The sequence below is a fragment of the Microbacterium sp. 10M-3C3 genome (genome assembly GCF_003931875.1).
Taxonomy (GTDB): Bacteria; Actinomycetota; Actinomycetes; order Actinomycetales; family Microbacteriaceae; genus Microbacterium.
Genome location: NZ_CP034245.1, coordinates 1095650 through 1120514, shown reverse-complemented (window position 1 = coordinate 1120514; position 24865 = coordinate 1095650). Strand labels below are relative to the sequence as shown.

Genomic DNA, 24865 nt, shown 5'->3' with positions numbered 1-24865 from the left:
GATCACGGCGGCGGGCCGGCGCGCGCGATCGCCTCGGCGGGGAGCGCGCCCCACGGCGCCGACACCGCGACGGTGGCGATGAGGCCGTCCACGTCGCAGCGGACGACGCTCGCGCCGGCGGCGTCGGCGACCTCCGCGGCGCGCTCGCACGGCACGCCGGGAACGGCCCCGCTCGCGGCGTCGGCCGCGGCCAGCGCCGCCGCATCCGCGGCCGCCGCCACCTTCTGCGCGTGCGCGGATGCACCGGCCACCGCGCACAGCGCGACGACGGTCGCGGCCAGAAGCCCCGCGCCGCCGACGGCGGCGACCGTCCCGGGCATCAGCGGCCTCCCGCGAGGGCGCACGACTCCGCCGACGGTGCGGGCAGGAACCCGATCGGGGCGGGGGCGCGCGCCACGGCGCACACGAGATCGCCGCGTTCGACGACCTCGAGCCGCCCGCCGACGGCCGCGACGACGGCCTCCGCGCGACCGAGGTCTTCGCCGCGGGCGACGAGGCGCGCCGCATCCGCCGTCGCGTCCTGCAGGCGCACCTGACGCGCGCCGACGCCGAGCGCGCCCACGCCGAGGAGCACGACCAGCAGCAGCGCGGGAGTGGCGACCGCGAACTCGGCCGACACCGCGCCGCGCTCGCCGAGTCCTCGACGCGGGCGGCGCATCAGGCGACCGTCAGCGCGCGACGGATGAGGTCGGTGAGGATGCCGCGGACCTCGTCCGAGCGCATGATGACGACGAGCAGCCCCGCGAAGGCGACGGCCGCCATCGTCGCGATCGCATACTCGGCGGTCGCCGCCCCCGTCTCGTCGAGGAACAGGGCGCCCGCTCGCGCGCGGGTCAGCTCGGGCATCGGCGGCGCCGCGCCGCCGTGGAGTGTGGTCGAGGGGTGTCGGGACATCGGGATTCTCCTTCGTTCGAATCGGGCACGACCGGTCACGGCGTCAGGACGCCGGAAGCGAGGATGCTCAGCAGCATCGGGGCGACGCCGAGCAGCAGGAACGCGGGCAGGGTGCAGACCCCGAGCGGCAGGAGCAGGCGCGACCCGAGACGCGCCGCCCGCACGCGCGCATCCGTGCGCGCCCGCTGTCGCTCGAGCCACGCCGAGGACCGCAGGAGGTCGACGGCCGGCGCCCCCGCGGATCTGGACAGCTCGAGCACGGCGTCGACGTCGCGCTCGGTGCCAGGGGCCTCCGCCGCCACGAGCGCGCGGGCGCGGTCGATCGAGGCGCCGCCCGACAGCGCGATCGCGAACAGCTCCGGGGTCATCCCGGGGATTTCCGCGCCGGGCGCCGCCCGGCGCACGAGGGCGGAGCTCCATCGTCTCGCGACGAGCACGAGCCCGACGCCGGCGACCAGGCATGCCCAGCCGGCGGGCTGCGTCGTCAGCACGACCGCGGTGTCGAAGCCGAGGGCGATGCCGAGCACGACCGCGACGAGGGGCAGCCAGCCCATCAGCTTCGCCGTCGCCGCCGGCTCGGCGAGCGTCACCCGCACGTCGTCGGCGGCTTCCTGGCCGTCGCGGAGCGCCGACGCCACGTCGCGGAGCGTCTCGGACAGAGGCGCGCCCACGACCGTCGCGATGTGCCACGCCGCGGCCACCGCCCGCCACGCGGGTCCGCATCCGCGCAGCACGTCGGCGATGTCCTCGCCTCGGGCGGCACCGGCGCGGACGGCCGCCGCAACCGGGTCCCCCTGATCGTCGAGCACGGCCCACGCGCGGCCGGGCGCGAGCCCCGCCCGCACGAGCACGGACAGCCGCAGCACCGTCTCGGCCGTGGCCGCCGCATCCGCGCCCGGCCGTGTCGCGGAGCGCTTGTGAGCGACGCGCCGCCCGGATGCCGGCCGGCGGCCCCGGCGACGCCGCCGGGCCGGGGGGCCGTCCGGGGTCATGCCGCCCCCGTTCCCGCGTGGCGCACGGCCAGTCGCCCCCGGGAGTCGAGCACAGGCGTCCCCATGCCGACGAGGCGACGCACGCCGTCGGCGCCGCGCGCGAGGTGGACGATCGCACCGAACGCACTCACCGCCTGCCGCGCCAGCGCGAGATCGTCCCACCCCACGAGCGCCCCGAGCGCCTCCAGCCGCGCGGGCACGTCGTCCAGCCCTCCCGCGTGCAGGGTCCCGGCGCCGCCGTCGTGCCCGGTGTTGAGCGCGCCGAGCAGCTCCCGCACCTCGGCGCCACGACACTCCCCCACCACGAGCCGGTCGGGACGCATCCGGAGCGCCTCGCGCACGAGCCGTGCGAGGTCGACGCCGCCCGCTCCTTCGAGGTTGGGCTGCCGCGCTTCGAGGGCGACGTGGTGGGGGTGGCGCGGATGCAGCTCCGCCACGTCCTCGATCGTGACGATGCGCTCGGTGGGCGCCGCCTCCGAGAGGAGGGCGGCCAGCAGGGTCGTCTTACCCGATCCGGCGGCCCCCGTGATGAGGAAGTTGACGCGGTCGGCGACGAGACGCCGCAGGGCGTTCGCGCCCGCCGCATCCGTGAGGCCACGGGCGGCGAGCGTGTCGAGATCGGGCGCGAGCACCCGCGGGACGCGCACCGAGAGCGTCGTGCCCGCGAGGGCGATCGGCGGCAGCACGGCGTGCACGCGCACGCCGCCCTGAAGGCGCACGTCGACGCACGGCGTCGCGTCGTCGAGGTGCCGACCGCCCGCACCGATCAGGGCGACGGCGAGCGCGCGCACATCGGCCTCGCCCGCGCGCCACTCCCGGACGCGCTCGGTGCCGGCGCCGCGATCCACGAAGAGCCCGTCGGCGCCGTTGACGAACAGGTCGGTGACACGGTCGTCGGCGAGGTACCGCGCGAACGGCGCGAGGACGTCGTCCAGGGTCGCGCTCGTCGCCGGTTCGGGGCGGGCCGCGGCGACGGCGATCGCGGCGGGGCGACGCGGGACCACGACGAACGCTTCGGACATGCCGTGACGCTAAGCGCCGACGGCAGACGTCGAACTCCGCGACGCGAGGGGCCGTGGACGACCGCGCGCGGGAGCGGTCTGGGGAGGAGGAGCCTCGCGGACGGCGCCGCCGAACGCCGGGAAGAACGCGGCCGGACGCCGGGAAGAAGGAGAGGGCGGCATCCCATCTGGGGGAAACGGGATGCCGCCGCCGCGGCCGGGCGAATGTTGGGGGGTCTCGCCCGACGCGGATACCGAATCGATGTCCGGGCTCTTCTAGCGTAACCGCCCGCGCCGGAGCGGCAAATCGCGTTCGCTCACGGATGAGCAGATTCCCAGGGCGCACGGGCCCCAACTATCGGAGGTATTCGCCGTGCGGGGGCGGCGTTACCCTGGCCACGGCGCGCCGCCCCGGCGGCGCGATCCTGTCCCGCGAAGGAGCGCGCACATGAGCAGCCAGATCGACCACCTCCTCTCCGAGAACCGCCGCTTCGCGCCGCCCGAGGGGTTCGCGGCCGAAGCCGTCGCGACCGCCGAGCTGTACGAGCGCGCCGCCGCGGATCGGGAGAGGTTCTGGGCGGATCAGGCGCGTGAGCTCGTGCACTGGCACACGCCGTTCACGCAGGGCCTGGACTGGTCGAACCCGCCCTTCGCGACGTGGTTCGCCGACGGCCAGCTCAACGTCGCGTACAACTGCCTGGACCGTCACGTCGAGGCGGGAAACGGCGACCGCCTCGCGCTGCTGTGGGAGGGCGAGCCGGGCGACGAGCGCCGCGTCACGTACGCCGAGCTCACCGAGGAGGTCAAGCGCGTCGCGAACGTCCTGACGGAGCTCGGCGTCGGCGCCGGCGATCGCGTCGCGATCTATCTCCCGATGATCCCCGAGGCGGTGGCCTCGATGCTCGCCGTCGCGCGCATCGGCGCGGTGCACTCGGTGGTCTTCGGCGGGTTCTCCGCCGACAGCCTGCGCGCCCGCATCGACGACGCCGGCGCGAAGGTCGTCATCACCGCCGACGGCGGCTACCGCAAGGGAAAGGTGTCCCCGCTGAAGCCGGCGGTGGACATGGCGCTCGCCGACCGCAACGGCTCGGGGGTGCAGGAGACGGTCGAGCACGTGATCGTCGTCCGTCGCGGCGGCAACGACGTCGACTGGAACCCCGACCGCGACATCTGGTGGCACGACGCCGTGCCCGCCGCATCCGCCGATCACGAGGCGCAGCCCTTCCCCGCGGAGAACCCGCTGTTCATTCTCTACACCTCGGGGACGACCGGGAAGCCCAAGGGCATCCTGCACACGTCCGGCGGCTACCTGACGCAGGCGGCGTTCACCAACCAGGTCGTGCACGACATCCACCCCGAGTCCGACGTGTACTGGTGCACTGCGGACGTGGGCTGGATCACCGGGCACACGTACGTGACGTACGGCCCGCTCGCCAACGGCGCGACGCAGGTGCTGTACGAAGGAACGCCGGATGCACCGCATCCGGGCCGCTGGTGGGAGATCGTGGAGAAGTACGGCGTCACCGTCTTCTACACCGCGCCGACGGCGATCCGCTCGTTCATGAAGATCGGACGCGAGGTGCCGCAGCGCTTCGACCTGTCGTCGCTGCGCCTGCTCGGATCGGTCGGCGAGCCGATCAACCCCGAAGCGTGGGTCTGGTACCGCACCGTCATCGGCGCCGAGAAGACGCCCATCGTCGACACGTGGTGGCAGACGGAGACGGGGGCGATCATGATCTCCGCCCTCCCCGGCATCACCGAGACCAAGCCCGGCTCGGCGCAAGTGCCGCTCCCGGGGATCTCGGTGGCCGTCGTCGACGACGCGGGCGAGCCGGTGGGCAACGGCAACGGCGGCCTGCTCGTGGTCACGGAGCCTTGGCCGAGCATGCTGCGCGGCATCTGGGGCGACCCCGAAAGGTTCGTCGAGACGTACTGGGAGAAGTTCGCCGACAAGGGCTACTACTTCGCCGGCGACGGCGCACGGCTCGACGAGGACGGCGACGTGTGGCTCCTCGGCCGCGTGGACGACGTCATGAACGTGTCGGGGCACCGGCTCTCGACCGCGGAGATCGAGTCGGCGCTCGTGGCGAACGAGGCCGTCGCCGAGGCGGCGGTGGTCGGGGCGTCGGACGAGACGACCGGTCAGGCGGTCGTGGCGTTCGTCATCATCAAGCAGAGCTTCCTCAAGCAGCACTCCCCCGAGGGCCTCGCCGGGACGCTGCGCGGCTGGGTGGGCGAGCAGATCGGGCCGATCGCGCGGCCGCGCGACGTCTACATCGTCGGCGAGCTCCCCAAGACGCGCTCGGGCAAGATCATGCGGCGGCTGCTCCGCGACGTCGCCGAGGGTCGGGAGGTCGGCGACACCACCACCCTCGCCGACACCGCGGTCATGAGCGTCATCAGCGCGCAGCTGAAGTAGCCGCATCCGCCGCCGCTCCCCGCCCCCCCGTTCGCTCCTCGAGCGGCCCGAAACGGGCGAATCGGCCGAGATCAGTACCTTCGAGGTGATTTCCTGCTGATCTCGGCCGATTCGCCTGTATGGAGAGGGAGGATGCGGCGCGGGCGCCGTCAGACGAGGGTGAAGACGACCTCGACCTCGACGGGGCTGTCCAGCGGGAGCACCGCCACGCCGACGGCCGAGCGGGCGTGGCGCCCGGCATCGCCGAAGACGTCGCCGAGCAGTTCGCTGGCGCCGTTGATGACGCCCGGCTGCCCCGTGAACTCCGGTACGGAGGCGACGAAGCCGGTGACCTTCAGCACGCTGCCGAGGCGCTCGATGCCGCCCGCAGCATCGGCGGCGGCGGCGATCGCGTTGAGTGCGCTCAGTCGCGCGTACTCCTTCGCGTCGGCCGGCGCCACGAGGCCGCGGCCTTCCCCGACCTTGCCGGTGGCAGGCAGGGTGCCGGAGACGAGCGGTAGCTGGCCCGCGGTGAAGACCAGGTCGCCGTGCACCTTGGCGGGGATGTAGGCGCCCGCGGGGTGCGGCACGTCGGGGAGGTCGATGCCGAGCTCGGCGAGGCGGGCGGCGACGGTGCTCATACGTTCTCTCCGAACTGCTTGGCGGCCTCGTTGGCCGCGCCGACGCCGGCGTTGGCTGCTCCGCCGCCGGCCGGACGCTTGAAGTAGCCGACGAGCCCGCCCTCGGGCCCGGTCACCACCTGCACGAGCTCCCAGCCCTGCTTGCCCCAGTTGTTGAGGATCGCGGCAGTGTTGTGGATCAGCAGCGGCGCGGTCAGGTATTCCCACGTGGTCATCGCGACTCCCGGAGGTCGGTGGCCGAAGGCTCCGCCGGCGGCGCACGCAGGCCTGTCGAGGCTTCGCCCAGGGTTCTGGCTTAGCATCAGCCTATGCCGAATCTGAAACGGACGACGTCCGGCGTGCTCGGAGGTCTGCTCGGCCTCGTGGGTCTGAGCGCCGTCGCCGGTGTGCTCATCGCCGCCACCGTCACCCCGGCCATCGCCGTCTCGGGTGTCGCGGCCAAGAGCGCGATCTCGATCTTCGACAACATGCCGAGCATCCTGAAGATCGACAAGACGATGCAGCCGACCACCATCTGGGCCGGCGACCAGGTGCTCGCGAAGTTCTACGACCAGAACCGCCAGCCCGTGCAGTTCGACCAGATCTCGCCCGTCATGTACGACGCGATCCTCTCCTCGGAGGACCCGCGCTACTACCAGCACGGCGGTGTCGATCTCATCGGCACGACGCGCGCCCTCCTGAGCAACGCCTCCGGCTCGGGCGCCACCCAGGGTGGCTCGTCGATCAGCCAGCAGTACGTCAAGAACGTGCTCATCCAGAAGTGCGAGCGCGACGCGCAGGCCGAGACCGACGACCAGGGCAACGTCGTGAAGACCCGCGACGAGGTGCTGCAGAGCTGCTGGACCGAAGCGACCAACGCGAAGGGCGTCGACGGCTACGAGCGCAAGCTCCAGGAGATGCGCTACGCGATCCAGCTGGAGAAGGAGTACTCGAAGAACGACATCCTCCTCGGCTACCTCAACATCGCGAACTTCGGCGGCACCACCTACGGCATCGAGGCCGCCGCCCGCTACTACTTCAACGTGTCGGCGTCGCAGCTGTCGGTCGCGCAGGCCGCGACCCTCGCCGGCATCGTGCAGAACCCCAACAGCTACCGCATCGACCGCACCGGCGGCTCGATCTTCGACGGCGACCAGTCATACAACAAGGCGCCCGACGGCTCGATCGACGACGTGTCGCCCGGCAGCATCCAGGCGCTCCTCACACTCCGCGACGAGGGCAAGATCACGCAGGAGCAGGTGGTCGCGGCCGCCGACGGCTACAGCGCCACGAAGGGCCGTCAGCTCTACGTGCTCAGCCGCATGCTCGACGACGGCAAGATCACCGAGGACCAGTACGTCGCCGCGGCGATCGAGCCGATCACTCCGGCGATCACTCCGACCCTGCAGGGATGCGGCGCGTCGGCCGCGCCGTTCTTCTGCCAGTACGTGGTCTCCACGATCCGCAACGACCCCGCCTTCGGCGAGACCGCGGAGGACCGTCAGAGCGCGCTGCGCCAGGACGGGCTCAACATCTACACGACGCTCGACTGGAACGTGCAGTACGCCGCCAACCAGGCGATGAAGGACTACGCCCCCGAGTCGGTCAACAACATGAACTTCGGCTCGACGTCGGTGAGCATCGATGCCAAGACCGGCCGCGTGCTGGCCATCGCCCAGAACACGCGCTTCTCCGAGGAGCCGAATCCCGGCCCCGGGGCGACGTCGCTGGTCTTCGCGGGCAACTCGCAGATCGGCGGTTCGAAGGGCTTCAACGCCGGATCGACGTTCAAGCTGTTCACCCTCATCGACTGGCTCGAGACGGGACATTCGGTCAACGAGGTCGTCAACGGTCGTGACCGGCCCGTTCCGAACATGAAGAACTCGTGCTATGGCGACTGGGTCAACGTCGCGAAGGACCGCATCCGCAACTTCAACAACCAGGCCGGATTCAACGGCACGCCGATGCAGTTCACGAAGGTGTCGCTGAACACCGGGTTCCTCGGCATGGCGGCGGAGCTCGACCTGTGCGACATCGCGAAGGTCGCCAAGAAGATGGGTGTGACGCGCGGCGACGGCACCGACATCGAGATGAAGTACGGCAACAACGTCATCGGCAGCGACAACGTCTCGCCGCTGGCGATGGCGGGGGCCTACGCGACGGTGGCGAACGGTGGGAACTACTGCCAGCCCAAGGTCATCGACAAGGTCGTGGACAGTGACGGCGCGGAGCGCCCGGAGCTCGTGCCCGCGCGAAGCTGCACGCCCGTTCTCGACCCGGCCGTGGCGGCGACAGCCGCGTATGCGCTGCAGGGCGTCATGACCAGCGGCGGCTCCGGCCAGGGCGGCAACCCGGGCGACGGCACCCCCATCCTGGGCAAGACCGGAACGCACGAGGCGCTGCAGTCGTGGATGATCGAGTCCTCGACGAACGTCACGACGGCGGTGTGGGCCGGGAACGTCGACGGCTTCGGCGACATCTCGAAGAACTACTATCAGGGCCGCCGGCTCATGGACATCCGCTACCAGGTGGCGCGGGCCGTCCAGCGGGTGGCGGACGACGTATACGGCGGCGACGCGTTCCCGCAGCCCGACAACAACCTCACGCGCCGCGTGACGAAGAACGTGCCCAACGTGATCGGTCAGACGGTCGACCAGGCGCAGCAGACCCTCCAGAACGAGGGCTGGGACGTCGTCGTCGGCCCGCCCGTGGACTCCGACCAGCCGACGGACATCGTGGCCGCGCAGAACCCGTCGGGTCAGGCTCCCGGCGGCACGACGATCACGATCAACCCGAGCAACGGGCAGGCCAAGGGCATCCCGAACGTGCAGAGCCTGAAGGTCAACGAGGCCCGTGCCGCGTTGGCGGCTGCCGGGTTCACGAACCTCGCCGAGTCCTGCTCGGAGAGCGCCGATGCCCCCGACGGCCCGCCGACGGCGACCGGCACGAACCCGCCCGCCGGGACCCTCGCGGGCCCGAGCACGCAGATCACCGTCAACTACACCGCCAAGAAGTGCTGAGCGGACCTGTGGCCCGCACCGCCCTCGCGACCCTCGGGGCCGCGGGGGCGGTCGGCGCCGCCGCGGCGGTGTGGGGCGTGGGCATCGAGCGCTACCTGTTCACGGTGCGCTATCACGCGCTGCGCATCCTGCCTCCGGATGCGGCGGCCCTGCGGGTGCTGCACGTCTCCGACGCGCACATGGCGCCGTGGCAGTACCGCAAGCAGCGCTGGATCGCCGGTCTCGCCGAGCTCCGCCCGGACTTCATCGTCAATACGGGCGACAACCTCGGCCACGTCGACGGGCTCGCTGGCATCCGCGAGGCGTTCGCGCCGTTCGCCGGCATCCCGGGCGTCTTCGTGCATGGCTCGAACGACACGCAGGCGCCCTCGCCGCGCAATCCACTCCTGTACTTCGCGGGCCCGTCGCAGCGCACGCACACGGCGGAGAAGCTCGATGTCGACGCCCTCGACCGCTTCTTGACGGATGAGCTCGGCTGGAGCGACGTCGACAACGCCGCGGCCCTCGTCCAGGCGGCCGGCGTACGGGTCCGCGCCTTCGGCGTGGACGACGCGCACCGCGATTGGGACGACCTGCCCGCGGCATCCGCCACCCTGCGCGACCTGCCCGAGGGTGACGTGACGATGGGTGTGACGCATGCCCCGTATCGGCGCGTGCTCGACGCGTTCGTGGACGACGGCGCGGACGTGCTCCTCGGCGGTCACACGCACGGCGGGCAGGTGCGCATCCCGGGCAGCCGCGAGGCGCTCGTGGCCAACTGCGACATCCCGCTCGATCAGGCGCGGGGCCTGAGCGCATGGTCGCACAGCGGGCGCACGGTGCCGCTGAACGTCAGCGCCGGCATCGGTCACTCGATCTACGCGCCGGTGCGTTTCGCGTGCCGCCCCGAGGTGACCCTCCTCACGCTGCTCCCCGCCTGACCGGCGCTCGCCTCACACGGGAGCGTCGCGGGCCGGGCTCTCCTCCCCAGCGAGACGGTGAACGCCGCCGTCCACATGCGAGACGACGGCGACCGTCGCGCACACCGCATCGACCGCAGGATCGGGTCATCCACCCGCGACCGAAGGATGACCGATGCCCGCCGTGCCCCTCCTCCCCCTCCGACGCCTGCTCGTCACGCTCGCGATCGCGGTCGTGGCGATGACGACGCTCATCGTCGTCGGCGCACCGACCCGCGCCCAGGCCGCATCGCAGGGCACCGGCTTCGGCACGTGGGCGCCGCTGTCGGCGTACGGCTGGCACGGGTCGATGCTCGTCGACGGCGTGCACACGTACTGCATCCTGCCGGGCCTCCCGGCACCCACCGGGCCGAGCACCGATCACGGCGTCCGACCCGATGCCGGCGGACTGTCGCCGCAGCAGCTCGTGGGCATCAACCGCATCGTGACGGCGTACGGGCAAACGGGCGACCCCGTGCAGGCCGCCGCCGTCGGGTGGGCCGTCAAGGCGGTCGCCGACCGCACGACGACGCTGCACGGCTGGGGCTACACCGGAGACTCACTCACCGGGGCCATCGAGTGGGTCTTCTCGCGCTTTGCGCCCGAGCATGCCGGCGCCGTGGCGCAGCGGGCCGAGGCGTACTACACCGAGGCGCTCGCCACACCCGTCCCCGGCGCCGACGGCGGCATCGCGCTCACGACGGATGCGGGTGACCCACGTCGCGGCACAGTGCAGCTGAGCGGCGGTGCCGGGACCGTCGCCGCAGTGAGTCTCGTCAACGCGACCTTCGTCGAGGGCGGCGGCACCACCCGGGACGGCGTCGCCCCAGGAACGAGCCTCGACATCGTCGCCGCTCCGCCGACCGAGGACGGCGCTCCCTACGCCGTGATCGCGCGCGCGACGTACACCGCGCAGTTCGCCCCCGCCGTGCGGTACGTCACGACCGATGGGCAGCAGAGCACCGCGGGACCGGGAGGCGGTGTGTCCTACACCGTCGAGGCGACGGATGCGGCGCCCCGCCCCGTCGTCTTCTCCCCCGGCATCACGACCCAGGTCCCCGCCCCCGAGGTCGAGCAGGGCCCCTTCGTCGACGACGTCACGCTCGCACCGGTCGAAGGGGTCTGGCCGCGGCGCGGCGACGGCTCCTTCGTGCCGATCCGCGCGACCGCTGTCGTCTACCGCACCGAGGCCGCGCCGGCCGGCCCCGCCGTGCCGGCCGACGCGGAGCCCGTGGGCGAGCTCGCGCTCACCGCCGATCCGGCCCGCGGCGCCGGCACCTATCGCGTGACGTCGGACTGGGAGCTGCCCGGACCCGGCTATTACACGGCCGTGTGGCGCATCGCCGCCACCGAGCAGGACCCGGCCGTCGCGGTGCACCTCGAGCGCGACTACGTGTGGGCGGAGGAGTTCGCCACGCCCAGCCAGATCGTCCGCGTCCCTGCGCCGCCCGCGCCGCCGACGCCCACCGTCCCCGAGACGCCGCGCGCCCTGGCCGCCACGGGACTGTCCGGCGACCTGGCGCCCCGTGTCGCGGCGGCCGGATGCGCGGCCGCGATCCTCGGCGCAGGTCTCCTCGCGCACCTCGCCCGACGTCGCCGGACGACGTGACGGTTCGGAGCACGGCCGCGCGTCAGGTAGACTCGGGGGGTTGCTCCGGGGTGTGGCGCAGCTTGGTAGCGCGCTTCGTTCGGGACGAAGAGGCCGCAGGTTCAAATCCTGTCACCCCGACTCAGTAGGATCAGCGCAAGAGGCTCCGTCGCCGACGGAGCCTCTTGCATTTCCCGACGTCTCGGACAGGAGCACCGTGCCCGACTTCTCGCCCCGCCTCGTCGCCTTCGACCTCGACGACACCCTCGCCCCTTCCAAGAGCGCCATCGACCCGCGCATCGGCGACCTGCTGATCGCGCTGGCCGAGCGCGTCGAGGTCGCGATCATCTCCGGCGGGCAGCTGACGCAGTTCGAGAAGCAGGTCGTCGATCGTCTGCCCGCCGCATCCGCCGACGTCCTGGCCCGCATCCACCTCATGCCGACGTGCGGCACGCAGTACTACCGCCTGGAGGATGGCGGCATCCGCACGGTCTACGCGCACTCGCTCACCGACGACGAGAAGAGCCGCGCCCTCGCCGCCGTCCAGGAGGAGGCACGGCGGCTGGGCCTATGGGAGTCCGAGACCTGGGGCCCGATTCTCGAGGACCGCGGCTCGCAGATCACGTTCTCGGCTCTCGGTCAGCAGGCGCCGCTCGAGGCCAAGACCGCGTGGGACCCGACGGGCGAGAAGAAGAACCGCCTGCGCGAGGCCGTCGCCGCACGCATCCCGGATCTCGAGGTGCGCTCGGGCGGCTCCACCTCGGTCGACATCACCCACCGCGGCATCGACAAGGCCTACGGCATGCGCCAGCTCGCCGAGGTGACGGGCATCCCGCTTGACGACATGCTCTTCGTCGGCGACCGCCTCGACCCGGACGGCAACGACTACCCCGTGCTCGCGATGGGTGTGGCGTGCCACGCGGTCGAGGGCTGGCACGACACCGCCGACTACCTCGACGAGCTCATCCCGACGCTGCCCCCGCGCTGACGCGGAACCCGGGCCGCCGCCGAGGCGTCGCGCGGCGCGGCGTCTCTCAGGGCACGCGTGGTCTGTCGGTGCGCTGCGATTCCGCGGCGACCGGCACGAGCCGTGTGAGCTGGGTGACGTGACGCGGCTCCAGCTCTTCCAGCCTCGAGACACCGAGGAGGGTCATGGTGCGTTCGATCTCGGTGCGGAGGATGTGGATCGCCCGGTCCACGCCGGCGCGGCCGCCGGCCATGAGGCCGTACAGGTACGCGCGTCCGACCAGCGTGAAACTGGCCCCCATCGCGATGGATGCGACGATGTCGGCGCCGTTCATGATCCCGGTGTCGACCATGACGGTCGCCTCCTCGCCCACGGCGCGGCGCACGTGCGGGAGAAGGTGGAACGGGATGGGCGCGCGATCCAGCTGCCGGCCGCCGTGATTGGACAGCGCGATGCCGTCCACGCCGTGATCGAGCAGCCGCACCGCGTCGTCGACGTTCTGCACGCCCTTGACCACGATGCTCCCCGGCCAGAGGTCGCGGATCACCGCAAGGTCGTCATAGCTGATCGTCGGGTCCATCGCCGCGTTCAGCAGGTCGCCGACGGTGCCGCCGGTGTCGGTGAGCGAGGCGAACTCCAGCTTCGGGGTGGTGAGAAAATCGATCCACCACCACGGCCGCGGGATCGCGTCGACGATGGTGCGCACCGTCAGCTGCGGCGGGATCGAGAACCCGTTGCGCTTGTCCCGCAGCCGGGCGCCGGCGATCGGTGTGTCCACGGTGAACATCAGCGTGTCGAACCCCGCGGATGCGGCGCGCCGCGCCAGCTCGTACGAGATCTCCCGGTCCCGCATCACGTACAGCTGAAACCAGTTCCGCCCGTGCGGGTTGGCCGCCTTCACCCCCTCGATCGAGGTCGTCCCCAACGTGGACAGGGTGAACGGGATGCCCGCGGCCGCCGCCGCACCCGCCCCCGCCGTCTCGCCCTCGGTCTGCATCAGCCGCGTGAACCCGGTCGGCGCGATCCCGAACGGCAGCGCCGACGGGCCGCCGAGGATCGTCGTCGACGTGTCGACCTGATCCGCCGGACGCAGCACATCCGGGTGGAACTCCACATCCTCGAACGCCTGCCGCGCCCGCGCGATCGACACCTCCCCCTCCGCCGCACCGTCGGTGTAATCGAACGCCGCCCTCGGCGTACGCCGCTTCGCGATCCGCCGCAGATCCGCGATCGTCAACGCACTATCGAGCCGACGCTTCTTGCCGTTCAGCTGCGGCTTCTTGAACTGCATCAGCTCCAGGAGCTCAGCGGGCTTGGGGAGCTGTCGATCGACCATCAGGGCTCCTTCCCTCGGCTGATGCGGACAGGCCCGCCTCGGCGTAGTAGTGGGCGATGTGCTCGCGCACGAGCCGGCCTGCGCGGCCGGGGTCGCCGCCGTCGACGGCGTCGAGGATCGCCCGGTGCTCGCGCCGGAGCCGCTCGGCGGTCGTGTTCCAGTCCGGCAGGGCGCCGGCGCCGGCGGCGACGTACCCCTCGATCGCGGTGCGCAGGCCCGCCATCATGGCGGCGGCCACGACGTTGCCCGACGCCTCGGTGAGGGAGAGGTGCAGCTCGGCGTCGAGGGCGAGGAAGTCCGCGGGCGCGAGGTCCGCCGCATCCATCGCGTCGAGGATCTCGCGCGCCCGGCGCGTGTCGCGAGCCGGCGCGACCGCGAGGGCCTCGACCGCGGCGGTCTCGAGCACGACGCGCGTGCGCACCACATCGTCGACGGGGAACCCGTGCGCGGCGACCTGCAGCCGCAGCAGGGCCGCGAGCCCGCCCCGGGGTGCCGCCACGATCATCGCGCCGGACTGCGGGCCCGACCCGGTGGAGGTGCGGATGAGCCCCAGCACCTCGAGCACGCGCAGCGCCTCGCGGACGCTCGACCGCCCGACCCCCAGCTGCGTCGCGAGCTCCCGCTCACCGGGCAGGCGGTCACCGGGCGAGAGCCGGCCATCGCGGAGATCGGACTCGATCCGGTCGATGACGACCTCCCACGCGCGCAGCGCGGCGGCGGCGGAATCGCGCATATCGGCGCGGGCTGTGGACACGGGACCTCCTGGGACGGCCAGGCCACGTTAGCGTGTGTGGTCAGACCACACAACCCGCGTCCGTCATCGGGTGACGGATGCGTCGCGCCGCGCCCGCGGCGGCAGCGGCAGGAGCATGGAGGTCTGCCCGCGGTACTGCGCATACGCGGGGTACTTCCCCGCGCTGATCGACTCCGTGAAGATCGTCGAGCCGATGAAGAGCACCGTCAGCAGCGCCGCGCCGACGAGCGAGGGGTTGAGCACCCCGCCCCACCAGCCGGCGCCGCCCGCGACCGCGGCGGTCGCGCCGAACGCGTAGACCAGCCACCACTGCATCTGCTCGAAGAAGAAGTTCGGATGGCGGCTGAAGCGCCAGAGGCCGGTCGTGACGAAACCCGGCGCGAGGGCGCCGCCGGCGCGCGCTTTGGCGCGGTGGAACTCCCACTGCTGCTGGTCGGCGACGGTCTCCCCCGCGAGCGCTCCGAGGAAGAGCACCGCCCAGACCGCGTCCCACGGCGTGAGCGGCGCGCCCGCCGCCGCGGCGACCGCGGCGGGCAGCGTGATGAGCACGAGCAGCGCGTTCTGATACACGACGATGAAGAACACGTTGAACAGCCCGAAGGCGACCGGGCTCTCGGCCGCGGAAGATCGCCCAGCGGTAGTCCTCCACCCCGGAGTACCCGCCCTTGCGGGCGAAGTTGAAGGTCAGCCGCACGCCCCACACGGTGACGAGGACGGCCATGAGCAGCGGGCGCGCCGCGTCCACTCTTGAGCCCAAGGCTCCCGCCGCGAAGATCCACGTGTACACGACCGGGACGATCGACCACGCGCGGTCAACCCACGACGTGTCCTTCGTGAGGAGGGACAGCACCCAGCACACCGCACTGACGACGGCAGCGACGATCAGGACGAGCGCGAGGGAGTCCACGCGCTCAGGCTAGACCCCGTCCGGGCGCGCGGCCGGGATCGTCACGCCGCAGGCGCCTCGGCGCCGCGCCTCACGCCCCGGCGTATCCCGCGGGGTTGCGCGTCTGCCAGTTCCAGTAGTCGCGGCACGCGTCGTCGATCTCCAGGCGCGTGCGCCAGCCGAGCTCACGCGCGGCCTTCGACGGGTCGCAGAAGGTCGCGGCCACGTCGCCTGGACGACGCGGCAGGATGCGGCGCGGTAGCGGGTGCCCGACGGCCTTCTCGAAGGCGGCGATGAGCTCGAGCACGCTCACCGGGCGGCCCGTGCCGAGGTTGAAGACGACGTAGCCCGGCGTCGCGTGCTCGAGCGCCACGACGTGCCCTTCGGCGAGGTCGACGACGTGGATGTAGTCGCGCAGACCGGTGCCGTCGGGGGTGTCGTAGTCGTCGCCGAAGACGCCGATCTCCTCGAGCGCGCCGATCGCGACGCGGGAGACGTACGGCATGAGGTTGTTCGGGATGCCCGCCGGGTCCTCACCGATGAGGCCGCTCGGGTGCGCGCCGACCGGGTTGAAGTACCGCAGCACGGTGACGTTGAGCTCGGGGTTCACGCGCGCGAGATCGGCGAGGACGACCTCGTTCATCCGCTTCGACTTGCTGTAGGCGTTGGAGAGGTCGACGCTGGTGGTCGACTCCTCCGTGAACGGCAGGTCGGCCGGGTCGGAGTAGACGGTGCCCGTGCTGGAGAACACGAACGAGCGGATGCCGTGACGCACGCCCACCTCCGCGAGCGCGAACGTCGTGTCGAGGTTGTTGCGGTAGTACTCCAGCGGGATCTGCGTCGACTCCCCCACCGCTTTGAAGGCCGCGAGATGGATGATCGCGTCGATCGGCCCGTGCTCGGCGAACACGCCCTCCACGACGTCGCGATCGGCGGCGTCCCCCACCACGAGCGGCGCGGGCTTGCCGGTGATCTCGGCCACGCGGTCGGCGGCGATCGCGTGCGTGCCGGACAGATCGTCGAGCAGCACGACCTCGTGGCCGGCCTCGAGCAGGGAGACCGCGGTGTGCGCGCCGATGTAGCCGGCCCCGCCGGCCAGGAGTACTCGCATGGCTTCAGCCTATCGGCCGGGTCAGGGCTCCCCCGCGGATGCGGCGCCTCAGCGCCCGTCCAGACGACCGCCCGATTCGCGCAGGTAGCACGCGGCGCACATCGACTCGTACGTGACCTCGCCGTGCAGGCCGGCGTCGATCGCGACCTGGTCGCCGTCGAAGACGAATCGCCCGTCGACCAGGCGCGCGTTGAAGATCGCCTTGCGCCCGCACCGGCAGATCGTCTTGAGCTCCTCGAGGCTGTGGGCGAGCTCGAGCAGGCGCGCCGACCCGGGGAAGGCCTCGGTGCGGAAGTCGGTGCGGATGCCGTAGGCGATCACGGGGATGTCATCGAGGACGGCGATCCGCAGCAGGTCGTCGACCTGCGCGGGGGTGAGGAACTGGGCCTCATCGACGAGCAGGCACGCGATGTCGCGTCCGCCCGCCGCGGCGTGGACGGCCGCGCGCGCGTCATCCGCCGGCCCGATGAGGAAGTCGACGGTGCGCGAGACGCCCAGCCGGCTCTCGATCTGGTCGGCGCCCTTCGTGTCGATCTCGGGCTTGGCCAGGAGCACGAGCTGGCCGCGCTCCTCGTAGTTGAACGCCGCCTGCAGCAGTCCCGTCGACTTCCCGGAGTTCATCGCTCCGTAGCGGAAGTAGAGCTTGGCCACGTCGCCCTAGGCCGTCAGCGCGAGCGCGCGTGCGGTCTCCGCCGTCACCTCGCGGGCGACGTCGGGGCGCGGGTTGAGGGTCTGCCCGTAGCTGGGGATGAGCGTCTTCAGACGCGGCTCCCACTCGGCCATGCGATCGGGGAAGCATTCCTTGAGCAGCCCGAGCATGATCGACACCGCCGTAGACGCACCGGGAGAGGCACCCAGCAGGCCGGCGATCGAGCCGTCGGCGGAGTGGACGACCTCGGTGCCGAACTGCAGCACGCCGATCTTCTTCGGATCCTTCTTCATGACCTGTGCGCGCTGACCGGCGTTGAGCAGCTCCCAGTCCTTCGCCTGGGCGGTCGGCATGAACTCGCGGAGGCTCTCGACCTTCTGCGCGTGGTTCTTCAGCAGCTCGCCGACGAGGTACTTGATGAGCCCGGGGTTGTCGACGGCGACCTTGAGCATCGGCAGCAGGTTGTGCCAGCGCACCTGGGTCACGAGGTCCAGCGGCGAGCCGTGCTTGAGGAACTTGGGGCTGAACGTCGCGAACGGGCCGAACAGCAGCGAGGTCTCGCCGTCGACGACACGGGTGTCCAGGTGCGGCACCGACATCGGCGGGGCGCCGACCGACGCCTGCGAGTAGACCTTCGCCTTGTGCTGGGCGACGAGGGCCGGGTTGGAGGTCTTCAGCCACTGGCCGCCGACCGGGAAGACGCCGTAGCCCTTGATCTCGGGGATGCCCGAGCGCTGCAGGAGCTTCAGCGCCCAGCCGCCGGCGCCGACGAAGACGAAGCGCGCATTGACGCTGCCGGGCGTGCGGCCGACGGTGTTGCGGAAGCCGACCTCCCACGTGCCGTCCTGCTGCCGGTCGAGGGTGCGTACCTCGCGGTTGGTCACGACGTCGACGCCGCGGTCCTGCAGGTGGTCGAACAGCTGTCGCGTGAGCGAGCCGAAGTCGACGTCGGTGCCCGAGGGGACGCGGGTCGCCGCGAAGGGAGCGTCGCTCTTGAGCCGGCCCTTCATGAGCAGCGGCGCCCACTGATGGATGACGCGGGAGTCCTCGCTGTATTCGATGCCGGCGAACAGCGGCTGGTCTTTGAGCGCCTCATAGCGCTTGCGGAGGTAGTTCACGTCCTTCTCGCCGCGCACGAAGGTCATGTGGGGAGTGGCGTTGATGAAGGTCGACGGCGCGTCGAGGACGCCCTCTTCGACAAGGCTCGCCCACAGCTCGCGGCTCTGCTGGAACTGCTCGTTGATCGCGATGGCCTTCGCCGGGTCGACGGAGCCGTCGGGCGCTTCGGGCATGTAGTTCAGCTCGCACAGCGCGGCGTGCCCCGTGCCCGCGTTGTTCCACGCGTTGGAGCTCTCCTGCGCGACGGCGCTCAGGCGCTCGAACACCGCGATCTTCCAGTCGGGGTTGAGGTCCTTCAGCAGCGTCCCGAGGGTCGCGCTCATGATCCCGCCGCCGATGAGCAGGACGTCGACGTTTTCGCTCACCCGACGATTCTAGGTGTGCGCCGACTTCTCTCTCGACATCGAGAGACCCGCTCGCTCGACGTCGAGAGATCGCGCGCGGGCGACTCCCCTACGCGCGCGCGCTCTGGCGCGCCGCGACGATCTCGGCGATCTGCACGGCGTTGAGCGCCGCGCCCTTGCGCAGGTTGTCGTTGCTGATGAACAGCACGAGTCCCTTGCCCTCGGGGGCGGACTGGTCGGCGCGGATGCGGCCGACGAAGCTCGGGTCCTTGCCGGCGGCCTGCAGCGGCGTGGGGATCTCCTCGAGCGTCACGCCCGGCGCATCCGACAGCACCTCGCGCGCGCGCTCGGGGGTGATCTCGCGTGCGAACTCCGCGTTGATGCTGAGCGAGTGACCGGTGAAGACGGGGACGCGCACGCACGTGCCCGCGACGCGCAGGTCGGGCAGCTCGAGAATCTTGCGGCTCTCGTTGCGGAGCTTCTTCTCCTCATCGGTCTCGTTGAGGCCGTCGTCGACGAGGTTGCCGGCGAAGGGGATGACGTCGAACGCGATCGGCGCGACGTACTTCTCGGGCTGGGGGAAGTCCAGCGCGGAGCCGTCGCGCACGAGACGCTCGACATCGCCCTGTGCGAGGACGCCCTCGACCTGGCCGAGCAGCTCCTGGGCGCCGGCGAGACCGGAGCCGCTGACCGCCTGGTATGTGCTGACGATGAGGCGCTCGAGACCGGCCTCGGCGTCGAGCACCTTCAGAACGGGCATCGCGGCCATCGTCGTGCAGTTGGGGTTCGCGACGATGCCCTTGCGCGCCTCGTCGATCGCATGGGAATTGACCTCGCTCACCACGAGCGGCACGTCGGGGTCCATGCGCCACGCGCTGGAGTTGTCGATGACGAGCGCCCCGGCCTCGGCGAACCGGGGCGCGTGCGCGCGGCTTCCGGTCGCGCCGGCGGAGAACAGCGCGATGTCGATGCCGGACGGGTCGGCCGTCGCGACGTCCTCGACCACCACGTCGTGCCCGGCGAACTCGATCGCGGTGCCGGCCGAGCGGGCGGTGGCGAAGAAGCGGATCTCGCGCACCGGGAAGTCGCGCTCGATGAGGATTTCGCGCATGACGCTGCCGACCTGGCCGGTGGCGCCGACGACGGCGAGGGAGATTCCGGAATCGGAGATGCGGGTCATGGCGGTACCTCGGGATGCGGCGGGGCGGGTGTCCCGCGATTCTATCGACGCGCGAAGCGCCGGGCGGATGTGCCGGTCAGCGGCCGGTGCCGGCGTAGACCGTGGCCTCGACGTCGCCGTCCAGGCCGTAGGCGGTGTGCACGACGCGGGCGGCGGCGGCCAGGTCGTCGCCGCGGAGCACGACGGAGATGCGGATCTCCGACGTCGAGATCATCTCGATGTTGATCCCCGCGACGCTCAGCGCCTCGAAGAGGGTCGCCGACACGCCCGAGTGAGTGCGCATGCCGGCGCCCACGACCGACAGCTTGCCGATCTGGTCGTCGTGCACGAGGCTCTCGAAGCCCACGGCCGCCTGCTCGGCGGCCAGCGCCTTGAGGGCGGTCGCCGCATCCGTCTTCGGCAGCGTGAACGAGATGTCCGTGCGGCTCGTGGCCGCGGCCGACACGTTCTGCACGATCATGTCGACGTTGGCACCGGACTTCGCGACGATCGTGAAGATCTGCGCGGCCTTTCCCGGCACGTCGGGCACGCCGATGACGGTGATCTTGGCCTGGCTGAGGTCGGTGGCGACCCCGGCGACGATCGGCTCTTCCATGGGATCTCCCTCGGGGATGAGGTCGGAGGTGCGGGAGCGGTCGAGCACCCACGTGCCCTCGCTCGAGCTGAAGGTGGAGCGGGCGTGGATGAGCACGCCGTGACGCCGCGCGTACTCGACCGCGCGGATGTAGAGGACCTTGGCGCCGTTGGCGGCGAGCTCGAGCATCTCCTCGCTCGAGATGCGGCCGAGCTTGCGCGCCTTGGGCACGACGCGCGGGTCGGCGGTGAAGATGCCGTCGACGTCGCTGTAGATCTCGCACACGTCGGCGTTCAGCGCCGCGGCGAGGGCGACGGCGGTCGTGTCGGATCCGCCGCGGCCGAGGGTGGTGATGTCGCGCGTGTCGCGATTGAAGCCCTGGAACCCGGCGACGATGACGATCGCGCCCTCGTCGAGCGCTTCGCGCAGCCGTACCGGCGTGACATCGACGATGCGCGCGGCGCCGTGCGTGGCGTCCGTGATCATGCCGGCCTGGCTGCCGGTGAACGAGCGCGCCTCGAAGCCCATCGAGTGGATCGCCATCGCCAGCAGCGCCATCGAGATGCGCTCTCCGCTCGAGAGGAGCATGTCGAGCTCGCGCGGGGCGGGGATCGGCGCGACCTGGCCGGCGAGGTCGAGCAGCTCGTCGGTGGTGTCGCCCATCGCGCTGACCGCGACGACCACTTCGTGGCCCGCGCGGCGCGTGTCGACGATGCGCTTGGCGACGCGCTTGATGCTCTCGGCGTCGGCGACCGACGAACCGCCGTACTTCTGGACGATCAACGCCACGATGGATCTCCTGGGACGAGCCGCCCCGGGCGGGCGGCGGGGGCGACCGGATGCGGCGCCCGACGGCCCATCTTATTCAGCCGCTCATGGGTGTTACGGCATGCGCGGCCCGCTGTCCCGGCTGCGGTGTGGTTCAGCCGCACCCGCCGACCGCGCGGACTCCCCGCGCGTTCAGGCGGGACGAGCCGTCGATGCCGAACACGAGATGCTGGTCGCGGACGGCCAGGTCGCGCAGGCGGATTCCTGCGGGAAGGACGTCCGCCACGCACACCGAGGTGGGGGCCAGCGCGGCCGCGGCGTCGGCGCCCAGACGGGCGGTCAGGTCGGCGGGGGTGATCATCGTTCCGCCGATGGTCACCGACGCGGGCGTCCACATCACGCGGCCTCCCTCGAGCGACGGGGTGACCGCGGCCTGGAACGGGACGCTCTGCCCGGCCACGGTCATGTCGGCGTCGAGGACCATGTCAGCGCCGCGGAAGGCGATGCGCACGGCTCCGGTGCCGCCGTCGGGCACGAACATGGCGGACGCCTGATCGGAGCCGACGCGCACCTCTCCCGCGACGATGCGCAGCTCGGCGTCGTCGGCCGGGCCGAGCGGCGCCACGTCGACGACGGTGACGGCGACATCCGCGGCCATCGGTCCGATGTTGAGGTCGGGGGACGACAGCGTGACCTCGCCGATCCGTCCCGTGAGGAGCTGCGGCAGCACGAGGCCGGCGATGGCGACGTCGACGTGCTGGCTCGTCGGCGTCCCGAGACCGGTGCGGAAGGCGTCGGCGATTCGTCGTTCGACGTCGGAGCGGACGATCCACTCCGCCAGCGCTGCGACGAGGACGACGAGGACGAGCACGCTCGCCACGATCGTCACGACGAGGCGGAGAGGGCCGCGTTGTCGTTGCTCCGCCTCGAGGAGGGGACGCGGCGGCAGCACCTCGGTGCGCGTGTCGAGGAGGGTCATCCGAACCGGCCGTTGACGTAGTCGAACGTGCGCGGGTCGCTCGGCGACTCGAACATCGCGGCGGTGTCGCCGTGCTCGACGATGTGCCCGGGCTGACCCTGCGACGCGAGGAAGAAGGCGCACTGCTGCGACACGCGCTGCGCCTGCTGCATGTTGTGCGTGACGATGACGATCGTCACCTCGTGCTGCAGCTCGCCCATGGTCTCCTCGATCACGCGGGTCGAGGTCGGATCCAGCGCGGAGCATGGCTCGTCCATGAGCAGCACCTTGGGCTTGACCGCGAGCGAGCGCGCGATGCACAGACGCTGCTGCTGGCCGCCCGACAGACCGCCTCCGGGCGCCCGGAGGCGGTCTTTGACCTCCTTCCACAGGCCGGCCGAGGTCAGCGACCGCTCGACCAGATGGTCCTTCTCGTCGCGGCTCGCACGGACGCCGGTGAGCTTGAGACCCGCGATGACGTTGTCGTAGATCGACATCGCCGGGAACGGATTGGGCTTCTGGAACACCATGCCGATGTCCTTGCGCGCGTCGGTGAGGCGCCGCTTCGCGTCGTAGATGTCGTCGCCGTCCAGGAGCACTTCGCCGGCGAGGGAGGCCGACGGCACGAGCTCGTGCATGCGGTTGAGGATGCGCAGGAACGTCGACTTGCCGCATCCGGACGGCCCGATGAGGGCGGTCACCTGCCCAGCGGGCATCGTGAGCGACACGCGATCGAGCACCTGGTGGTCGCCGAACCACGCGGTGATTTTGCGCGCCTCGAGGGTGGCCAGCGGATGCGGCGACGAGTAGATCTCGGTCGTCGGGAGCGGGGCCGCCGGGTACTCCGGCGTCGAGGGTGCCGCGGCGTACCCCTCCCGGTCCCGGCGGCGTCGGGCGCTGCTCTCGGACACCGGCGGGATGATCTGGGTCGTATCGCCGGCCGGAGCCGGCGTCGAACCGATGACGGTGGTGATGTCGTCCGACATGAAGAGCCTCTTCGGGAATCAGAGCAGATTGGGCAGGAGCAGGGTGACCTGGTTCGCGACCAGGAACCCGGCGAGCAACAGGACGGGGACGAACACGATCCACGTGCGCTGGGCGCCGAAGCGGCGGAACGCCCACACCGCGGCGATCTCGATTGCGATGAGGAACTGCAGCGCGAAGACGAGCGCCCATAGCGTCGTGGTGTCGGTCGCCATCGGCTTGTCGGCGTCGGGCAGCGTCGCCGGCACCGTGAGCCTCGGACCGCGAGGCTCACCCTGGTCGACGCGCCGCGCGTCGACGTAGGCGATGCCCGTCGGGATGTACGGCGCGCCGCGCGCGGTCATGAGCATGAGCCGGCTCTCGCCCGGCTTCAGGTCGGGCGGCTTGGGGTCGCCCGCGTAGCGCACGCCCATCACCTGGAACTCCTGCAGTCCCTGGCCGGTGCGCACCGTGATGGCGTCGCCGGGGCTGAGGCTCTGGATGCCCGAGAACGGGCCGCCGAACGCGGCGGAGCGTCCGAGGAGCTTGCTCACGCCGCTCTGGCCGGGCAGCACGCTGTCGCGCTCGTGCCCCACACCCTGAGCCGTCTCGGCCGATGAGGATCCCTCGACGACGATCTCGTACAGACCGAGACGCGGGATCTCGAGGATGCCGACGGGTGCGCCGTCACGCAGCAGCTTGTCGTCGAAGGTGCCCTCGCTCACCGGCGCCGTGCCCGCCTCGAGCTGGGCGCGGAACTCGTCCCCCAGCCGCTGCTGGGCCACGAGGTGCTGAACGTGGCTGAAAGCGACGACGTTGAGCACGAACAGGAGCCCGAGCGCGGAGATCATCGCGACGATCGCGCGGACGAGGGATTCGGTCGCGGTGAGCGGCACGACCGTCTTCGGCGGTCGCGGCGGCCGGCTGGGCGGCTTGGGCGCGCGCGGCGGGCGCGGCACGCGGGGCGGACGCGAGCGCCGGATGCCCGCGTCGCCGGCGTCGGTGCGCGGCTCCTCCGTGAGCGTCACGGCGTCGCCGCCACGGGGCGGGCGGCGATCAGCTCGCGACGGACGAGCGGGACGCAGATCCCGGCGAGCGCGGCGAGTGCGGCGAGCAGCACCAGCAGCCACGGCAGCACGAACACCGTCGCGTCACGCGTGAGCGACGACAGCTCGGTGCCGTCGACCTCGGCCGGCGGGTTCACGCGCGCGTGCGTCGTGAGCACCGTCCACTGTCCCGCACCGGGCAGGTCGGCGCTCACGGTGCGCGTCTCACCGGGCTTGAGGCTCGACACGTCCACGCCGTCGATGGTCGCGATCCGCACGCCGAAGACGTTCTCCATCCAGAAATCCGCCGTCAGGTCGATCGTCGAATGCGACATGTTCCGCACCGTGAACCACACCTGGACCTCGCCGCTGAAGGGGTTCGCCGACGGCGAGCTGCCGGTCGACAGACCGCCGATCGACAGGATGCCGCCGAGGTCGACGTCGTCCAGCGACACCGCGGGGGTCGACGGCGAAGGCGACACGGACGAGGGTGCGCCGCCGGTCGATCCGGTGGCGCCGCGGGAGCCGCCGCTGGTGCCGGAAGAGCCCGTTCCGGAAGGGGCGCCGCCACTCGTCCCGCCGGTCGAGCCGGAGGCCGCAGGGCCGCACACGACGGCGGACAGGCCGATGCCCTCCCCCGCGGACGACGCGCTCGGCGCCGGAGTGGGGCACTGCACGCCGCCGGCCGCCGTCGCCGGTGCGGCGAGGGCGAGCACGAGCGCGGCCGCGACGGCCAGTGCGGCGATGGGGCGCCGCATC

The 24865-nt window shown here is 71.7% G+C and carries 24 protein-coding genes, 1 tRNA gene and 1 pseudogene; 6 read left to right on the top strand and 20 right to left on the bottom strand.

Annotation, left to right across the window (positions count from 1 at the left end; all coding sequences use genetic code 11):
- Window positions 1-2: 2 nt before the first annotated feature.
- The 5 genes from EI169_RS05275 to EI169_RS05255 are packed head-to-tail and all read right to left on the bottom strand — an operon-like array spanning window position 3 to window position 2908.
- On the bottom strand, window positions 3-320 hold the full coding sequence (locus tag EI169_RS05275; protein ID WP_125131401.1) for an Rv3654c family TadE-like protein: 318 nt from the start codon (window positions 318-320) through the stop codon (window positions 3-5).
- Window positions 320-658 carry a TadE family type IV pilus minor pilin gene (locus EI169_RS05270; RefSeq protein ID WP_125131400.1) on the bottom strand — a complete coding sequence of 113 codons (339 nt, stop codon included), beginning with the start codon at window positions 656-658 and terminating at the stop codon, window positions 320-322. The genes EI169_RS05275 and EI169_RS05270 overlap by 1 nt, the downstream gene beginning before the upstream one ends.
- Window positions 658-894 (bottom strand): DUF4244 domain-containing protein, encoded by a 237-nt coding sequence (locus tag EI169_RS05265; protein ID WP_164515442.1) that lies wholly within the window; start codon window positions 892-894, stop codon window positions 658-660. Before EI169_RS05265 ends, EI169_RS05270 begins: the two co-directional genes overlap by 1 nt.
- Before the next feature lie 35 nt (window positions 895-929).
- Window positions 930-1886, bottom strand: a complete 957-nt coding sequence (locus tag EI169_RS05260; protein ID WP_125131399.1) for a type II secretion system F family protein — start codon at window positions 1884-1886, stop codon at window positions 930-932.
- Window positions 1883-2908, bottom strand: a complete 1026-nt coding sequence (locus EI169_RS05255; protein ID WP_125131398.1) for a TadA family conjugal transfer-associated ATPase — start codon at window positions 2906-2908, stop codon at window positions 1883-1885. Before EI169_RS05255 ends, EI169_RS05260 begins: the two co-directional genes overlap by 4 nt.
- 427 nt (window positions 2909-3335) lie before the next feature.
- Here EI169_RS05255 and acs point away from each other — a divergent pair, with 427 nt between their 5' ends.
- A complete protein-coding gene (gene acs / locus EI169_RS05250) occupies window positions 3336-5306 on the top strand; it encodes an acetate--CoA ligase (RefSeq protein WP_125131397.1) in 1971 nt (656 codons plus the stop codon).
- A gap of 149 nt (window positions 5307-5455) precedes the next feature.
- Here the strand turns inward: acs and EI169_RS05245 are convergent, their stop codons facing one another.
- Both EI169_RS05245 and EI169_RS05240 read right to left on the bottom strand, forming a co-directional pair.
- Window positions 5456-5926 carry a RidA family protein gene (locus EI169_RS05245; RefSeq protein WP_125131396.1) on the bottom strand — a complete coding sequence of 157 codons (471 nt, stop codon included), beginning with the start codon at window positions 5924-5926 and terminating at the stop codon, window positions 5456-5458.
- A complete protein-coding gene (locus tag EI169_RS05240; protein ID WP_125131395.1) occupies window positions 5923-6141 on the bottom strand; it encodes a DUF4177 domain-containing protein in 219 nt (72 codons plus the stop codon). Before EI169_RS05240 ends, EI169_RS05245 begins: the two co-directional genes overlap by 4 nt.
- Window positions 6142-6234: 93 nt before the next feature.
- Here EI169_RS05240 and EI169_RS05235 point away from each other — a divergent pair, with 93 nt between their 5' ends.
- The 5 genes from EI169_RS05235 to EI169_RS05215 all read left to right on the top strand — a co-directional run bounded on the left by EI169_RS05235 (window position 6235) and on the right by EI169_RS05215 (window position 12439).
- Window positions 6235-8925 (top strand): transglycosylase domain-containing protein, encoded by a 2691-nt coding sequence (locus EI169_RS05235; protein ID WP_125131394.1) that lies wholly within the window; start codon window positions 6235-6237, stop codon window positions 8923-8925.
- An 8-nt stretch (window positions 8926-8933) separates the two neighbouring features.
- Entirely contained in the window at window positions 8934-9845 is a 912-nt protein-coding gene (locus EI169_RS05230; RefSeq protein ID WP_240640646.1) for a metallophosphoesterase, read from the top strand.
- A gap of 154 nt (window positions 9846-9999) precedes the next feature.
- Window positions 10000-11472: a hypothetical protein gene (locus EI169_RS05225; protein WP_125131393.1), complete on the top strand. Its 1473-nt coding sequence runs from the start codon at window positions 10000-10002 to the stop codon at window positions 11470-11472.
- A gap of 46 nt (window positions 11473-11518) precedes the next feature.
- A tRNA-Pro gene (locus tag EI169_RS05220) sits at window positions 11519-11592 on the top strand.
- Window positions 11593-11668: 76 nt separating this feature from the next.
- Window positions 11669-12439, top strand: coding sequence for an HAD-IIB family hydrolase (locus EI169_RS05215; protein ID WP_125131392.1), 771 nt, complete (start codon window positions 11669-11671; stop codon window positions 12437-12439).
- Between the two features lie 46 nt (window positions 12440-12485).
- Here the strand turns inward: EI169_RS05215 and EI169_RS05210 are convergent, their stop codons facing one another.
- The 13 genes and pseudogenes from EI169_RS05210 to EI169_RS05155 all read right to left on the bottom strand — a co-directional run bounded on the left by EI169_RS05210 (window position 12486) and on the right by EI169_RS05155 (window position 24864).
- Entirely contained in the window at window positions 12486-13754 is a 1269-nt protein-coding gene (locus tag EI169_RS05210; RefSeq protein ID WP_125131391.1) for an alpha-hydroxy acid oxidase, read from the bottom strand.
- Window positions 13723-14487 carry a GntR family transcriptional regulator gene (locus EI169_RS05205; RefSeq protein ID WP_125133326.1) on the bottom strand — a complete coding sequence of 255 codons (765 nt, stop codon included), beginning with the start codon at window positions 14485-14487 and terminating at the stop codon, window positions 13723-13725. The genes EI169_RS05210 and EI169_RS05205 overlap by 32 nt, the downstream gene beginning before the upstream one ends.
- A gap of 84 nt (window positions 14488-14571) precedes the next feature.
- Window positions 14572-15093, bottom strand: coding sequence for a DUF1295 domain-containing protein (locus EI169_RS05200; RefSeq protein WP_276312924.1), 522 nt, complete (start codon window positions 15091-15093; stop codon window positions 14572-14574).
- Window positions 15094-15181: 88 nt separating this feature from the next.
- Window positions 15182-15358: pseudogene (locus tag EI169_RS16910) on the bottom strand (DUF1295 domain-containing protein); the annotation flags it as partial.
- Between the two features lie 127 nt (window positions 15359-15485).
- Window positions 15486-16505, bottom strand: coding sequence for a UDP-glucose 4-epimerase GalE (galE, locus tag EI169_RS05195; protein WP_125131390.1), 1020 nt, complete (start codon window positions 16503-16505; stop codon window positions 15486-15488).
- A gap of 48 nt (window positions 16506-16553) precedes the next feature.
- On the bottom strand, window positions 16554-17156 hold the full coding sequence (locus EI169_RS05190; protein ID WP_125131389.1) for a thymidine kinase: 603 nt from the start codon (window positions 17154-17156) through the stop codon (window positions 16554-16556).
- A gap of 6 nt (window positions 17157-17162) precedes the next feature.
- Complete coding sequence (locus tag EI169_RS05185) at window positions 17163-18638, bottom strand: malate:quinone oxidoreductase (protein ID WP_125131388.1); 1476 nt, start codon at window positions 18636-18638, stop codon at window positions 17163-17165.
- Between the two features lie 88 nt (window positions 18639-18726).
- A complete protein-coding gene (locus EI169_RS05180) occupies window positions 18727-19797 on the bottom strand; it encodes an aspartate-semialdehyde dehydrogenase (protein WP_125131387.1) in 1071 nt (356 codons plus the stop codon).
- A 76-nt stretch (window positions 19798-19873) separates the two neighbouring features.
- Window positions 19874-21160, bottom strand: a complete 1287-nt coding sequence (locus tag EI169_RS05175) for an aspartate kinase (RefSeq protein WP_125131386.1) — start codon at window positions 21158-21160, stop codon at window positions 19874-19876.
- Window positions 21161-21293: 133 nt separating this feature from the next.
- Entirely contained in the window at window positions 21294-22118 is an 825-nt protein-coding gene (locus EI169_RS05170) for an LmeA family phospholipid-binding protein (RefSeq protein ID WP_125131385.1), read from the bottom strand.
- Complete coding sequence (locus EI169_RS05165; protein ID WP_240640645.1) at window positions 22115-23083, bottom strand: phosphate ABC transporter ATP-binding protein; 969 nt, start codon at window positions 23081-23083, stop codon at window positions 22115-22117. Before EI169_RS05165 ends, EI169_RS05170 begins: the two co-directional genes overlap by 4 nt.
- Window positions 23084-23101: 18 nt before the next feature.
- Window positions 23102-24088: a sortase gene (locus EI169_RS05160; RefSeq protein ID WP_240640644.1), complete on the bottom strand. Its 987-nt coding sequence runs from the start codon at window positions 24086-24088 to the stop codon at window positions 23102-23104.
- Entirely contained in the window at window positions 24085-24864 is a 780-nt protein-coding gene (locus EI169_RS05155; protein ID WP_164515441.1) for a hypothetical protein, read from the bottom strand. The genes EI169_RS05160 and EI169_RS05155 overlap by 4 nt, the downstream gene beginning before the upstream one ends.
- Window position 24865: the final 1 nt, after the last annotated feature.